Origin of the sequence: Streptomyces sp. AC512_CC834, assembly GCF_019049325.1 — a bacterium.
GTDB lineage: Bacteria > Actinomycetota > Actinomycetes > Streptomycetales > Streptomycetaceae > Streptomyces.
On record NZ_JAGMUO010000078.1, the window covers coordinates 1 to 13,603 of the forward strand.

Below are 13,603 nucleotides of genomic sequence, written 5' to 3' on the forward strand. Positions count from 1 at the left end.
TGGGAGGGGTGGGCTGCGGGTCCTGGGAGTCCGCCGGCGGGAGGGCCGAGTCCGGGCGCACCGCGCCCGGGCGCCGCTCCTGGATGATCCCTGAGGGGTAGAGGAGGAGATGACCGGCGAGGATCGCGGCCTCCAGGGCGCTCGCCTTCAGGAGGGTCAGGGAGAGTCCGGTCAGCCGGCCCGGAATGCGTGCCAGTTCCGGCAGTCCTGGGATCGGGGGGAGACCGGGCAGACCGGGGAGACCGGGCAGGAGACGCTGAATGAGCGGAAGAAGGGGCAGTGCTGCCGTGGTGACCTTCATGGGCCGACCTCCTGTCGGCACGACCAGGGACGCCTCTGTCCCCCGTGTGCCCTTGTGGAGCGCCGTGACACCAGTGATTGGTGGTGTTTGTGAGGTTTATACCTACCCGTGTGCCGATGTGCCGTATCAGAGGTAGCCGAGTTCTGTGGGCCTTATGAGACCGGTGGTGTCCGGGCGGGCGGGCGTCCGTGTGGCTCTCCGTGCGCGTATGGCCGCCGCGCCCTGGAGCGGTGCGCGGCGAACGTGTCCCACCGTGTGATTTCCCCCTCTGTATCCACCGCGAAACTGCCGGTTGCGGGATGCTGGCGATAACGTTCGTTCACTTCCCCGGACGCTGTGGTGCGGGGGTTTCGCGCCGCGAGGATGTGCACTTTGCGCACTTCGTGCATGATGTGCCGCTTCACGTGCCATGCCCCCTGTGTACGGCGTCGGTGAAGTGTGCGGTACTTGTCGGTACGTACGGATGGATGTAGTCGCTTCATGGAGGCAGTGATGGGTGTGGCAGCCGGTCCGATCCGCGTGGTGGTGGCCAAGCCGGGGCTCGACGGCCACGATCGCGGGGCCAAGGTGATCGCGCGGGCCCTGCGCGACGCCGGTATGGAGGTCATCTACACCGGGCTTCACCAGACTCCCGAGCAGATCGTGGACACCGCGATCCAGGAGGACGCCGACGCGATCGGGCTGTCCATCCTCTCCGGTGCGCACAACACGCTCTTCGCCGCCGTGATCGAGCTGCTCCGGGAGCGGGACGCCGCGGACATCCTGGTCTTCGGCGGCGGGATCATCCCCGAGGCGGACATCGCCCCGCTGAAGGAGAAGGGCGTCGCGGAGATCTTCACTCCGGGCGCGACCACGGCGTCGATCGTGGACTGGGTCCGGGTGAAGGTACGGGAGCACGCGGAGGCGTGACCGCCGCCCGCTCCGCCGGTGCGGGTCTCGCACCGGCGCCGACGCGGGCACCCCGCGAGGGTGCACTGGAGGGCGGCGCACCGGTGGGCGCCGGGGTGTGCGCGCCGGCCCACCCCGTGTCGACGCCGCGCCCTGGCTACCCCGCCCGGAGTTCCTCGGCCATCGCCGCCCGCAGACGCAACGTCGTGACGAGCCGTTGGAACGCCTCCGCCCAATACCCCCCGGCCCCCGGCGACGCGTCCTCCGACTCGTCCGGTATCGCCAGCAGGCCGTCGAGGCGTCCCGCCTCCGAGGGGTCGAGGCAGCGTTCGGCCAGGCCCATGACGCCGCTGAAGCTCCACGGGTAGCTCCCGGCGTCCCGGGCGATGTCGAGCGCGTCGACCACCGCCCGGCCGAGCGGCGTGGCCCACGGCACCCCGCACATGCCGAGCAGTTGGAACGCCTCGGACAGTCCGTGCGTCGCGATGAACCCGGCGACCCACTCGGCGCGTTCGGCCGTGCCCAGGGTGCCGAGCAGTTTGGCCCGCTCGGCCAGGGACACCGCCCCCGGACCGCCGGCCTCGGGCGCCGTGGGCGCTCCCAGCAGCGCCCTCGCCCACGCGCCGTCGCGCTGTCGTACCGCCGCGCGGCACCACGCCGCGTGCAGCTCGCCCTGCCAGCCGTCCGACACCGGCAGGGCGACGATCTCCTCGGCCGTACGCCCCGCGAGCCGTGCCGACCAGGTGCCGAGCGGGGCCGCCTCCACCAACTGACCGAACCACCACGACCGTTCCCCACGCCCCGCGGGCGGCTTGGGCACCACGCCGTCCCGCTCCATGCCCGGGTCGCACTCGTGGGGCGCCTCGACGACTATCGCCGCCGGGGCGAGGGTCCGGTCCAGGGACACGCACGTCGCCGCCCGCGCCGCCATCCGCGCGGCCAGCGCCGATTCCGGCAGCGCCGACAACAACTCCGCGGCCGTCGCCCGTACGTTGCGGCTGCGGTCGGCCAGCGCCTGCTCCAGGAACGCCTCGTCCGCCGGTGCCAGTCCCGTCCGCAGCGAGTCCAGGAACATCAGCCGGTCCTCGGCCCGCTCCGTCGCCCAGGTCGAGGCCAGCAACTCGCGCGCACCGGCGGGGTCCCGGACGCGCAGGGACGCCAGCAGCGCGACCCGCTCGGCGAACAGACCCTCGTCCCAGAGCCGCCGGGCCCGCTCCGTGGCATCGGTGCCGGGCACCGCGTCCCCTCCGCCCGGCGTCGCACGCAGGGCGAACCGCCAGTCCGGATTCAGCCGGGCCAGCCACAGGGCACGGGGCCCCGCGAACGTCAGCGCCGCCGGTCGCAGGTCCGTACGTCCCCGCGCCGCGTCCAGCAGCGCCGGGAGTGCCTGGGGCGGGGCCGCGAAACCCCGGGCGTTCGCCGTCGCCAGCCACTGGGGCAACAGCTCCATCAGATCGGGCGCGCTGCCTCTGCGGCCACCGCCCGCCGCGCCGGGGCGGTCGGTGAGCAGCATCGTGAGCCGACGGGCGGCCGCGGCGGGCAGCGGCGGGCGGGAATCCTCGGGCGCCGGGTCGGGGCGCCGGGCCGCGCGGGCCGGCCGCAGCCCGGCGCGACGGCGGACGGTCTCGGCGGCCGCCGCGTCCAGCAACGCGGCCGCCGCCCCGGGCCCGGCCTCGCCGCCCGGCGGGGTACGCCGGTCCGTACCCAGCAACGCCGAGGTGACCAACTCCTCCCAGACACCCGCGCCGGAAGCCGACGCGGACGCCGACACCGACGCGGAGGAGTGCACCGGAGGGGACGCGGACGCGCCACGGGCGCCAGCGCCCGGTGCGGAGCCCGCGCCCGGCCGGGGATGGGCAGGCGGCGCGGCAGCGGGTTCGGGGAGGGAGGCAGCCGTGGCCCGGACGGCAGCAACCTCGGACTCGACGGCCGTCGCCGGTGCCGTCGCCGGTGCCGTCGCCGGTGCGGTGGCGGGTTCGGGATAGGGATAGGTATCGGGATCGGTGGTGGTCGTGGCCCGGGCGGTGGCCGCGGGCCTCGCGTCAGCCTCGGAGCCGGGGTCTGCCTCGGTCATCGCGGAGGCCGCCGGCTCGCTGGCTGGGGCGGAGGTCTCCGGTTCGATGGCCGACCCCGCCACGGTGGCCGGCGTCGGTGTGGACCCTTCCGTGGGGGCGGGCGTGCTGGTCATGTGGTTCCCCTCTGGTTCCATTGCCCGGGACCTGGTCCATTGCCCGGGACGGGTCAGCACAGCGGCACCGCGGGGCCCGGGCCGACCGGCCAGGCCGTCAGTGGTGTGAAGCCCCGGTGGCCGCACTCGCCGAAGACCGTGACGGGCGCGCCGCCCGACAGGGCGACCAGGCGCCACAGGCCCGGATGGTTTCCGGCGGCCCGGGCGAGCGGCAGTGCCGTGTCCCCGTCTGCGTCCGCCAGTTGCCAGGAGCCGCCGTCCGGCACCGGGACCACCCGCCCCAGGGTCACCGGTACGGAGTCCAGCCACGGGTCGTCACGAAGGGCCTCGCCGTAACGGATGGCCGCCTGTGACGTCGTCACCCCCCTCGGGCGCATCCGCGTGGGCTCCGGCGGCGCGAACCGCCGGCCGAGGGCTGCCCGCCGCTGACCCGCGCCCGGATACGCCGATACCTCCGCCTCCAGGGCCAGCCCCACCGGCAGCGCCTGCTCCGGGGCCCGGCCGGCGGCGCCGTAGGAGAGGACAAGTGCGGTGCGGTCCGTCTCCGCGCCGTACAACCAGATGCGACGGGTCGTCAGCCGTGCGTCGGAGGTGTCGTACTGGGCGAGGACCAGCCAGCGGTCCCGCACGGGTGGGCCGTCCGCGGACGCCGGCAGGCCCACGCGCGAACGGACCGCCGCCGCCAGACCGTCCGGCAGCCGCTCGCGGCGCAACCAGGCCTGGTCCAGCAGGTGGAGAAGGGCGCACTCCTCGAGCAGCCGCACCGGCCAGCCGGGGCCCGACGACGGTATGGACCCCAGCTCCCGCACCCGCGAGGCCAGCCCCGGTGCCTGGGCGTCGACCATGCGGGCCGCAGTCTCCTCCCACAGCCCGTATCCCGCCTGTTCCGCGCCCGCCAGTCCGTCGCGCAGGAGGTCCGCCAGCCGTTGCTCCAGCTCCGTCGCCCCCGCCGTGATCCGCTCGGCCCGCCGCGCCGCCCGGCGCCGCGCCGCCTCGGGGTCACGGGAGACGGACGCGGGAGCGGACGAGCCCGCTGTCCCCTCCGTCCCCGCCTGTACGTCCCTCCCGTGCTCGCGCCGTGCGGCGAGCCACCGCTCCGCCCAGTCCGGCGCCTCCGAGCCGGGCGGCACCGCACCGGCGCCGCCCGCCCAGAGCAGCAACAGCCCCAGCGCGTGCTTGCACGGGAACTTGAGGCTCGGGCAACCGCACGCGTACGCGGGCCCGGACACGTCCGCGACGTCGACGACCGTCCGATACGGCTCGCTGCCGCCGCCCTTGCACAGCCCCCACACCGCCCCCTCGTCGGAACTCCCCACCTCGGACCACGGCCCCGCCGCGCCGAGTCGGCTGCCCGCCCTGCGTGACGCGGCGTCAGGCGCCAGTGTCAGCACCTGATCCGTGGTCCAGCGCACCCCCTGCTGAGTCATGACATCGAAGGTAGATCCCCCCACTGACAATGGCCCGAACGAGAGTATTTTCGCAGGTCAGGGCGATTGTCAGTGGCGTGGTGCACCGTGGATGGCAGGTCGAACCGGCCGAGCTGGAGGGGGAATCAACCATGCCCGTAATCGTGGAACAGACGCCCGGAGTCGCGGAGCCGTTGCGGCCGCACGCCGAGCACGCGTTCGCGGCCGAACTGGCCGCACTGGCCGCGCAGGACGACCGTCCGCGTCCGGCCCGATGGAAGCTGTCGCCCTGGGCCGTCGCCACCTACCTGCTCGGCGGCACCCTGCCCGACGGCACGGTGATCACCCCGAAGTACGTGGGCCCGCGCCGCATCGTCGAGGTCGCCGTCACCACGCTCGCCACCGACCGCGCCCTGCTCCTGCTCGGCGTGCCCGGCACCGCGAAGACCTGGGTGTCCGAACACCTCGCCGCAGCCGTCAGCGGGGACTCGACGCTGCTGGTGCAGGGCACGGCCGGCACCCCCGAGGAGGCGATCCGCTACGGCTGGAACTACGCGCGGCTCCTCGCCCACGGCCCCAGTCGGGACGCCCTCGTGCCCAGCCCGGTCATGCGGGCCATGGCGGAGGGCATGACCGCCCGGGTGGAGGAGCTGACCCGTATCCCGGCCGACGTGCAGGACACCCTGATCACGATCCTGTCGGAGAAGACCCTGCCGATACCGGAGCTGGGCCAGGAGGTACAGGCGGTCCGCGGCTTCAACCTCATCGCCACCGCCAACGACCGCGACCGCGGGGTCAACGACCTGTCCAGCGCCCTGCGCCGCCGCTTCAACACCGTGGTGCTGCCGCTGCCGGAGAGCGCCGAGGCCGAGGTCGGCATCGTCACGCGCCGCGTCGACCAGATCGGCCGCTCCCTCGACCTGCCGGCCGCGCCCGACGGCGGTGACGAGATCCGCCGCGTCGTCACCGTCTTCCGCGAGCTGCGCGACGGGCTCACGAGCGACGGGCGTACGAAGGTCAAGTCGCCCAGCGCACGCTGTCCACGGCCGAGGCGATCTCCGTAGTCACCGGCGGCCTCGCGCTGTCCGCCCACTTCGGCGACGGGGTGCTGCGGCCCGGGGACATCGCCGCGGGCATCCTCGGCGCCGTCGTCCGCGACCCGGCCACCGACCGCGTCGTCTGGCAGGAGTACCTCGAGACGGTCGTGCGCGAGCGCGACGGCTGGAAGGACTTCTACCGGGCCTGCCGGGAGGTGACCGCGTGAACGGCACGGGGACGCGGACGCGACGCGGGGCCAAGGCAAGGGCAGGGAGATGGGCTGGGGCGGGTGCAGCGGTGACCGGCACGACGGGAGACGACGAGGACTCGACCTGGACCCGGCGGCGAGGAGGACGGCGTGACGGGCACTGACAGGGCCGGGAGCGACCGCCCCGGCGGGCCGGACGGCCCCGGCGATTTCGGGGACCGGCCGCTGCTGCTGGGCGTACGTCACCACGGGCCGGGGTCGGCCCGGGCGGTGCGGGCCGCGCTGGAGGCGGCGCGGCCGGGGATCGTGCTGATCGAAGGGCCGCCGGAGGCCGACGCCCTGATCGCGCTGGCCGCCCACGAGGACATGCGGCCGCCGGTCGCGCTCCTCGCCCACGCCGTGGACGAGCCCGGCCGCTCGGCGTTCTGGCCGCTGGCCGAGTTCTCCCCGGAGTGGGTGGCCGTCCGCTGGGCGCTGGAACACGGCGTACCGGCCCGCTTCATCGACCTCCCCGCCACGCACACGCTGGCGTGGCGGGCGGCGGACGAACCCGGTGCGCGGGGGCGCTCGCCCGGCGCGGCCTTCCCCGACGTCCGGGGCGATCCGCTCGCCGCCCTCGCCGAGGCCGCCGGCCACGACGACCCCGAGCGCTGGTGGGAGGACGTCGTCGAGCACCGGGGCGCGGGAGACGGAGACGCGCTCGCTCCGTTCACGGCCCTTGAGGAGGCGATGGGGGCGCTGCGGGAGACGGAGGAGGAAACAGAGAAGGAGACGGAGGAGGAAAGGGAAGAGGAAAGGGAAGAGGGGGGCGGACACGATCGGGACCTCGTGCGCGAGGCGTACATGCGACTCCAGGTCCGGGCGGCGCGGCGGGAGTTCACTCAGGGGGTCGCCGTGGTCTGCGGGGCGTGGCACGTGCCCGCACTGCGCCGCAAGGTCGCCGTCGCCGCCGACCGGGCCCTGTTGAAGGGGCTGCCCAGGACCAAGGTGGACATGACCTGGGTGCCCTGGACCCACCGCAGACTGTCCCGGGCCGGCGGGTACGGGGCGGGCATCGAGTCGCCGGGCTGGTACGGCCATCTGTTCGCCGCGGTCGACCGGCCCGTCGAGCGATGGCTGACCAAGGTGGCCGGACTGCTGCGGGAGGAGGACCGGATCGTCTCCCCGGCGCACGTCATCGAGGCGGCGCGGCTGGCCGGGACGCTCGCGGTGCTGCGCGGACGGCCGCTGCCCGGGCTGAGCGAGACGACGGACGCCGTGCGGGCGGTGATGTGCGACGGCTCCGACGTGCCGCTGGCGCTGGTCCACGACCGCCTGGTGGTGGGGGACGTACTGGGGGAGGTCCCCGCGGGGGCGCCCGCGGTGCCGTTGCAGCGGGACCTGACCCGGACCCAGCGGCGGCTGCGGCTCAAGCCGGAGGCGTCCGAGCGGGAGCTGGAACTCGACCTGCGCAAGGAGACCGACGCGGGGCGCAGCAGACTGCTGCACCGGCTGCGGCTGCTCGGCGTCGACTGGGGCGCGCCCGCCGCCTCGCGCAGCACGGGCACGTTCCGGGAGACATGGCGGCTGCGGTGGGAGCCGGAGCTGTCGGTGCGGGTCGCCGAGGCCGGGGTGTGGGGCACGACCGTGCTGTCCGCCGCGACCGCCAGAGCCGAGGCGGACGCCGTCACCGCGCCGGGCCTCGCCGAGGTCACCGCGCTCGCCGAACGCTGCCTGCTGGCCGAACTGCCGGACGCGCTCCCGCCCGTGATGCGGATACTCGCCGACCGGGCGGCGCTCGACACGGACGTCGGCCATCTCGCCCAGGCCCTGCCGGCCCTCGTCCGTTCGCTGCGCTACGGCGATGTGCGCGGCACGGACACCGGCGCCCTGGCCGAGGTCGCCGCCGGTCTCGCCGAGCGCGTCTTCGTCGGCCTGCCCGCGGCCTGCGCCGCACTGGACGCCGACGCGGCCGAGGAGATGCGCCGCCACGTGGACGCCGTGCACGGAGCGGTCGGCCTGCTCGGCGACGCTCCCGCGCCGGGCCACCGCGACCTGCGGACCCGCTGGCAGGCCGTGCTGCGCACGCTCTGCGCGCGAGACACCGTGCCCGGCGTCGTCCGCGGGCGCGCCGTACGGCTCCTGCTGGACGACGGAGAGCTGGCGCCGGACCAGGCGGCGCGGCTCATGGGCCTGGTGCTGTCCCCGGGGACGCCACCGGCGGACGCGGCGGCCTGGATCGAGGGCTTCGTCGGCGGCGGCTCGGGCGGCGGCATGCTCCTCCTGCACGACGAGCGGCTGCTCGCCCTGATCGACACCTGGCTGACCGGCGTGGCGGCGGAGGCGTTCACGGACGTACTGCCCCTGCTGCGCCGTACCTTCTCGGCCTACGAGCCGGGAGTGCGCCGCAGCCTGGGCGAGCTGGTCCGGCGCGGACCGCGGGCGCGGGGGAGTGTGACGGCGGCCGGCTCCGGCATACCGGGCTTCGCGGACGGCCTCGACACCGGACGGGCCGACGCGGTGCTGCCCGTGGTCCGGCTGCTGCTGGGCCGAGACGCGGGGCGAGGGCCGGACGACAACGATCTTGTGGGGGTGGACGCATGACGACCGATCCGGTGGAGGCCGAGGCGGCACAGGAGCGGTTGCGGCGGTGGCGCCTCGTACTCGGCGGTGACCCGGCAGACGGCACCGGCCGTGCGCTCTCGGGACGGGACGCGGCGATGGACGGCGCGCTCACCGCGCTCTACGGGAAGGGGGACGGACCACGGGCCGGGCGGGACCGTTCCGCGGGGCTCGGGGCCTCCGCACCGGCCGTGGCGCGCTGGCTGGGGGACATAAGGACCTACTTCCCCTCCTCCGTCGTGCAGGTCATGCAGCGGGACGCGATCGACCGGCTCGGGCTCGCCACGCTCCTGCTGGAGCCGGAGATGCTCGAGGCCGTGGAGGCCGACGTGCACCTCGTCGGCACCCTGCTGTCCCTGAACAAGGCGATGCCGGACACGACGAAGGAGACGGCGCGTGCCGTCGTGCGCAAGGTCGTCGAGGACCTGGAGAAGCGGCTCGCCACCCGCACCCGGGCCACCCTGACCGGCGCCCTCGACCGCAGCGCCCGCATCAGCCGGCCCCGCCACCACGACATCGACTGGAACCGCACGATCGCGGCCAATCTCAAGCACTACCTGCCCGAGCAGCGGACGGTCGTGCCGGAACGGCTCGTCGGGTACGGGCGGGCGTCCCGCTCGGTGAAGAAGGAGGTCGTCCTCTGCGTCGACCAGTCCGGGTCGATGGCGGCGTCCGTCGTGTACGCGTCCGTGTTCGGCGCGGTGCTGGCGTCGATGCGCTCGATCGACACCCGGCTCGTCGTCTTCGACACGGCGGTCGCCGACCTCACCGACCAGCTCGACGACCCAGTCGACGTGCTCTTCGGCACGCAACTCGGCGGCGGCACGGACATCAACCGCGCGTTGGCGTACTGCCAGTCGCGGATCACCCGGCCCGCGGAGACGGTGGTCGTGCTGATCAGCGACCTGTACGAGGGCGGTATACGGAACGAGATGCTCAAGCGGGTCGCGGCGATGCAGGCGGCCGGGACACGGTTCGTGACGCTGCTGGCCCTGTCCGACGAGGGGACGCCCGCCTACGACCGGGACCATGCGGCGGCGCTCGCGGCACTGGGCGCACCGGCCTTCGCCTGCACGCCCGACCTCTTCCCGGAGGTGATGGCGGCGGCGATCGAGAAGCGCCCCCTGCCGATACTGGATGCCGGGTGACGATTTATCGATCCGAGGCGAACCGATTCCCCCGGGTAAAACGGATATGACTGCCCATCGGCAGGACGGGGCTTGCACGACCTCCGGACCCTCGTGCGAGTATCGCGCGGCGTGTCGATGTCTTGGTCGATGTCATGTTCGACGCGTGGCCCGTTCCGCCGCACGGGAGGAATCTCCCCCTCTTGATCTGGTCAGCAGCCCTGCCCGGTGGTGCCGCTCTGCGCGTGATGCGCACGGCGGCCGGGCGGCGTGCGCTGCACATGGCGCTGCTGGTGGGCGGGTTGTTCGTACTCGGGGTGCTCTGCGGAGAGCGGGCGCAGGCTGCCGACGAGACGCCGTCCCTGAAGGACACGGTCGGCCAGGTACTCGACCTTCCCGCAGAGAGCCCCCGGAACGTCGTCCGGACCGTGGAGGACCGGGTTACGGAGGGTCGGGTCGTGCGGCCGGTCGGTGACGTGGTGGAGACGGTGACCGAGGGGCTCGGGGCCGTCGCGCGGGCGGAGGTGCCGCCGCTGGAGGCGTTGCCGGCGCTTCCTTCCGCACCGTCGCTGCCCGTGCTGCCCTCTTCGCCCCCGTTGTCGGTACTTCCGGACCCGTCCGGTCCGGCCGACCCGGACCCGCGGCCCGCACCCACGAACACGGGCACGGGCACGGGCACAAGTGCGAGTACGAGTACGGCACCGGACACCACCCACGAGGCCGCTGACGCGTCCGGCGCCACCGGGCCGCGCGACTCCGACGGAGCCGGAGACGCGGCACACGACGCGTACGGGCCGGCGTACGGCGGCCACGGCGGGGCGTCCGTCACGGAGCACGTCGACATCCACCGTGCCGTGCCCGCCCCCACCGAGCACGCCCCTGCCCACCGGGCACCCGGCGGCGATCCCGACGGCACGCTCGGCACCACGTCCGGCGCCGACCAGGGGACGCCGCGCCAGGGTGACGCACACGCGGTCACCCCGCACCACCGGATCGCGTTCCGACTCGTACCCGGCGCCCTGGTGCGCGCCGACACGGTCGAGCCCTGGGACCGGTACCGGGACATTCCCGTCTCTCCCGCCTAGGACGCCGGAGCACGAGCGCACGGGAGTACGGGAGCAGAGGCCTCCTCCGCCGGTCGGCCACGCGATGACCGGCGTCGAGGACATCGCCGGGTCGGTCACCTGGACTGCACCCCGGACAGCCCCCGACCGACCCCGACCCCGACCCCGCTCCACCCCCGCCCGCCCTCGCCCAGTGGGCGCAGACTCCGCGGGGCGGCAGGCCTCGGACGGCCGAAAGCCGTCGGCCTCCGTCCGGCCGAAACCCCGCGGTCCGGGCCGCCTGGTCCCCATTGGGGTGGGGATCAGCGAGCCCGACGGGCCTCACCGGGTCAACCCCAGCCCGGTGAGGCCCTTCCATCGGCTCGAGAGGCGCCCTCCCTCGGGCCCCCCGGCCCCTCACTCCCGGCACCGGGTGCCAGTGAGCGCGGCATCATGTGACAGGCATCACCGCTCAGGTGTGACCCACGATTTAGAGACCCCCGGGAAGCGGCGATAACCTGCGAGACGGACATGCCGCGCGCTCGGTCACCGTGTGCGCTCCCCTTGTGACACAGCGGACGTCACGTTGCCCTCGCGGCACGCCCACGCATCCAGAGAACCGCGAGATCACTGATAGGGACGGAAGCGCGTGGACCTGTTCGAGTACCAGGCGAGGGACCTCTTCGCCAAGCACGATGTACCGGTGCTGGCCGGTGAAGTCATCGACACGCCTGAGGCGGCGCGCGCGATCACCGAGGGTCTGGGCGGCAAGTCAGTCGTCAAGGCTCAGGTGAAGGTCGGTGGCCGCGGCAAGGCCGGCGGCGTGAAGCTGGCCGCCTCCGCGGACGAGGCCGTCGCCCGGGCGACGGACATCCTCGGGATGGACATCAAGGGCCACACGGTCCACAAGGTGATGATCGCCGAGACCGCCCCGGAGATCGTCGAGGAGTACTACGTCTCCTTCCTCCTCGACCGTGCCAACCGCACCTTCCTCTCCATCGCCTCCGTCGAGGGCGGCATGGAGATCGAGGAGGTGGCGGCCACCCGTCCGGAGGCCGTCGCCAAGACGCCGATCGACGCGATCGACGGCGTGACGCCCGAGAAAGCGCGCGAGATCGTCGAGGCCGCGAAGTTCCCGGCCGAGGTGGCCGGCAAGGTCGCCGACATCCTCGTCACGCTGTGGGACACCTTCATCAAGGAGGACGCCCTCCTGGTCGAGGTCAACCCGCTGGCCAAGGTCGTCTCCGGCGACGTCATCGCCCTCGACGGCAAGGTGTCGCTGGACGACAACGCCGAGTTCCGGCACCCCGACTTCGAGGCCCTCCACGACAAGGCCGCGGCCAACCCGCTCGAGGCCGCCGCCAAGGAGAAGAACCTCAACTACGTCAAGCTCGACGGTGAGGTCGGCATCATCGGCAACGGCGCGGGTCTCGTCATGAGCACCCTGGACGTCGTCGCGTACGCCGGTGAGGCGCACGGCAACGTGAAGCCCGCCAACTTCCTGGACATCGGTGGCGGTGCCTCCGCCCAGGTGATGGCGAACGGCCTGGAGATCATCCTCGGCGACCCGGACGTCCGCTCCGTGTTCGTCAACGTCTTCGGCGGCATCACCGCCTGCGACGAGGTCGCCAACGGCATCGTCCAGGCGCTGAAGCTCCTGGAGGACCGCGGCGAGAAGGTCGAGAAGCCGCTCGTCGTCCGTCTCGACGGCAACAACGCCGAGCTGGGCCGCAAGATCCTCACCGACGCCAACCACCCGCTGGTCCAGCGCGTCGACACCATGGACGGCGCGGCCGACAAGGCCGCCGAGCTGGCTCACGCCGCCGCCAAGTAAGCACTCAGGACGAGGACAACAACACACCATGGCTATCTGGCTCAACAAGGACAGCAAGGTCATCGTCCAGGGCATGACCGGTGCCACCGGCATGAAGCACACCAAGCTCATGCTCGGCGACGGCACCGAGGTCGTGGGCGGCGTGAACCCGCGCAAGGCGGGCACCTCCGTGGACTTCGACGGCAACGAGGTACCGGTCTTCGGCACCGTCAAGGAGGCCATCGAGAAGACCGGCGCCAACGTCTCCGTCGTTTTCGTGCCGGAGAAGTTCACCAAGGACGCGGTCGTCGAGGCCGTCGACGCCGAGATCCCGCTGGTCGTCGTGATCACCGAGGGCATCGCCGTGCACGACTCGGCCGCCTTCTGGTCGTACGCCGGCAAGAAGGGCAACAAGACCCGGATCATCGGCCCGAACTGCCCCGGCATCATCACGCCGGGCCAGTCCAACGTCGGCATCATCCCGGGCGACATCACGAAGCCGGGCCGCATCGGCCTGGTCTCGAAGTCCGGCACGCTGACGTACCAGATGATGTACGAGCTGCGTGACATCGGCTTCTCGACCGCCGTCGGCATCGGTGGCGACCCGATCATCGGCACCACGCACATCGACGCGCTCGCCGCGTTCGAGGCCGACCCCGAGACCGACCTGATCGTCATGATCGGCGAGATCGGTGGCGACGCCGAGGAGCGTGCGGCCGACTTCATCAAGGCCAACGTGACCAAGCCGGTCGTCGGCTACGTCGCGGGCTTCACCGCGCCCGAGGGCAAGACCATGGGCCACGCCGGCGCCATCGTCTCCGGTTCGTCCGGCACCGCCCAGGCGAAGAAGGAGGCCCTGGAGGCCGCCGGAGTCAAGGTCGGCAAGACGCCGACCGAGACGGCGAAGCTGGCCCGCGCCATCCTGGCCGGCTGACACGACACCCGAGCACACCGGGCACACCGAGTGGCCCGTCCCCTGTTCGCAGGGGG

At 73.4% G+C, this 13,603-nt stretch carries 8 protein-coding genes and 2 pseudogenes; 7 read left to right on the plus strand and 3 right to left on the minus strand.

The features are described from left to right. A pseudogene (locus KUM40_RS26695) lies at positions 1–301 on the minus strand (lipase); the annotation flags it as partial. Between the two features lie 492 nt (positions 302–793). Between KUM40_RS26695 and KUM40_RS26700 the strand changes: the two are divergent. Continuing rightward, entirely contained in the window at positions 794–1,210 is a 417-nt protein-coding gene (locus KUM40_RS26700) for a cobalamin B12-binding domain-containing protein (RefSeq protein WP_217168746.1), read from the plus strand. 136 nt (positions 1,211–1,346) lie between these two features. Here the strand turns inward: KUM40_RS26700 and KUM40_RS26705 are convergent, their stop codons facing one another. Together KUM40_RS26705 and KUM40_RS26710 are read right to left on the minus strand one after the other, a co-directional pair. After that, positions 1,347–2,978 carry a DUF5691 domain-containing protein gene (locus KUM40_RS26705; protein ID WP_374227427.1) on the minus strand — a complete coding sequence of 544 codons (1,632 nt, stop codon included), beginning with the start codon at positions 2,976–2,978 and terminating at the stop codon, positions 1,347–1,349. A gap of 452 nt (positions 2,979–3,430) precedes the next feature. Beyond that, positions 3,431–4,804 carry an SWIM zinc finger family protein gene (locus KUM40_RS26710; protein WP_217168747.1) on the minus strand — a complete coding sequence of 458 codons (1,374 nt, stop codon included), beginning with the start codon at positions 4,802–4,804 and terminating at the stop codon, positions 3,431–3,433. A gap of 131 nt (positions 4,805–4,935) precedes the next feature. On the opposite strand from KUM40_RS26710, the pseudogene KUM40_RS26715 reads away from it, so the two are divergent. The 6 genes and pseudogenes from KUM40_RS26715 to sucD all read left to right on the plus strand — a co-directional run bounded on the left by KUM40_RS26715 (position 4,936) and on the right by sucD (position 13,547). Continuing rightward, a pseudogene (locus KUM40_RS26715) lies at positions 4,936–6,047 on the plus strand (AAA family ATPase). A gap of 132 nt (positions 6,048–6,179) precedes the next feature. Further along, positions 6,180–8,612: a DUF5682 family protein gene (locus KUM40_RS26720; RefSeq protein WP_217168748.1), complete on the plus strand. Its 2,433-nt coding sequence runs from the start codon at positions 6,180–6,182 to the stop codon at positions 8,610–8,612. Further along, the gene (locus tag KUM40_RS26725) at positions 8,609–9,778 is read left to right on the plus strand and encodes a VWA domain-containing protein (RefSeq protein WP_217168749.1); all 1,170 of its coding nucleotides are present in this window, start codon (positions 8,609–8,611) and stop codon (positions 9,776–9,778) included. Before KUM40_RS26720 ends, KUM40_RS26725 begins: the two co-directional genes overlap by 4 nt. A 182-nt stretch (positions 9,779–9,960) precedes the next feature. After that, complete coding sequence (locus tag KUM40_RS26730) at positions 9,961–10,842, plus strand: hypothetical protein (RefSeq protein ID WP_217168750.1); 882 nt, start codon at positions 9,961–9,963, stop codon at positions 10,840–10,842. A 607-nt stretch (positions 10,843–11,449) separates the two neighbouring features. Next, entirely contained in the window at positions 11,450–12,634 is a 1,185-nt protein-coding gene (gene sucC / locus KUM40_RS26735) for an ADP-forming succinate--CoA ligase subunit beta (protein ID WP_217168751.1), read from the plus strand. Positions 12,635–12,662: 28 nt separating this feature from the next. Beyond that, a complete protein-coding gene (gene sucD, locus KUM40_RS26740) occupies positions 12,663–13,547 on the plus strand; it encodes a succinate--CoA ligase subunit alpha (protein ID WP_217168752.1) in 885 nt (294 codons plus the stop codon). Positions 13,548–13,603: the final 56 nt, after the last annotated feature.

Excerpts from the sequence above, each read along its gene's own strand:
- KUM40_RS26700 (WP_217168746.1), top strand. The coding sequence starts at position 794 with ATGGGTGTGGCAGCCGGTCCGATCCGCGTGGTGGTGGCCAAGCCGGGG.
- KUM40_RS26710 (WP_217168747.1), bottom strand. The coding sequence starts at position 4,804 with ATGACTCAGCAGGGGGTGCGCTGGACCACGGATCAGGTGCTGACACTG.
- KUM40_RS26725 (WP_217168749.1), top strand. The coding sequence starts at position 8,609 with ATGACGACCGATCCGGTGGAGGCCGAGGCGGCACAGGAGCGGTTGCGG.
- sucD (WP_217168752.1), top strand. The coding sequence starts at position 12,663 with ATGGCTATCTGGCTCAACAAGGACAGCAAGGTCATCGTCCAGGGCATG.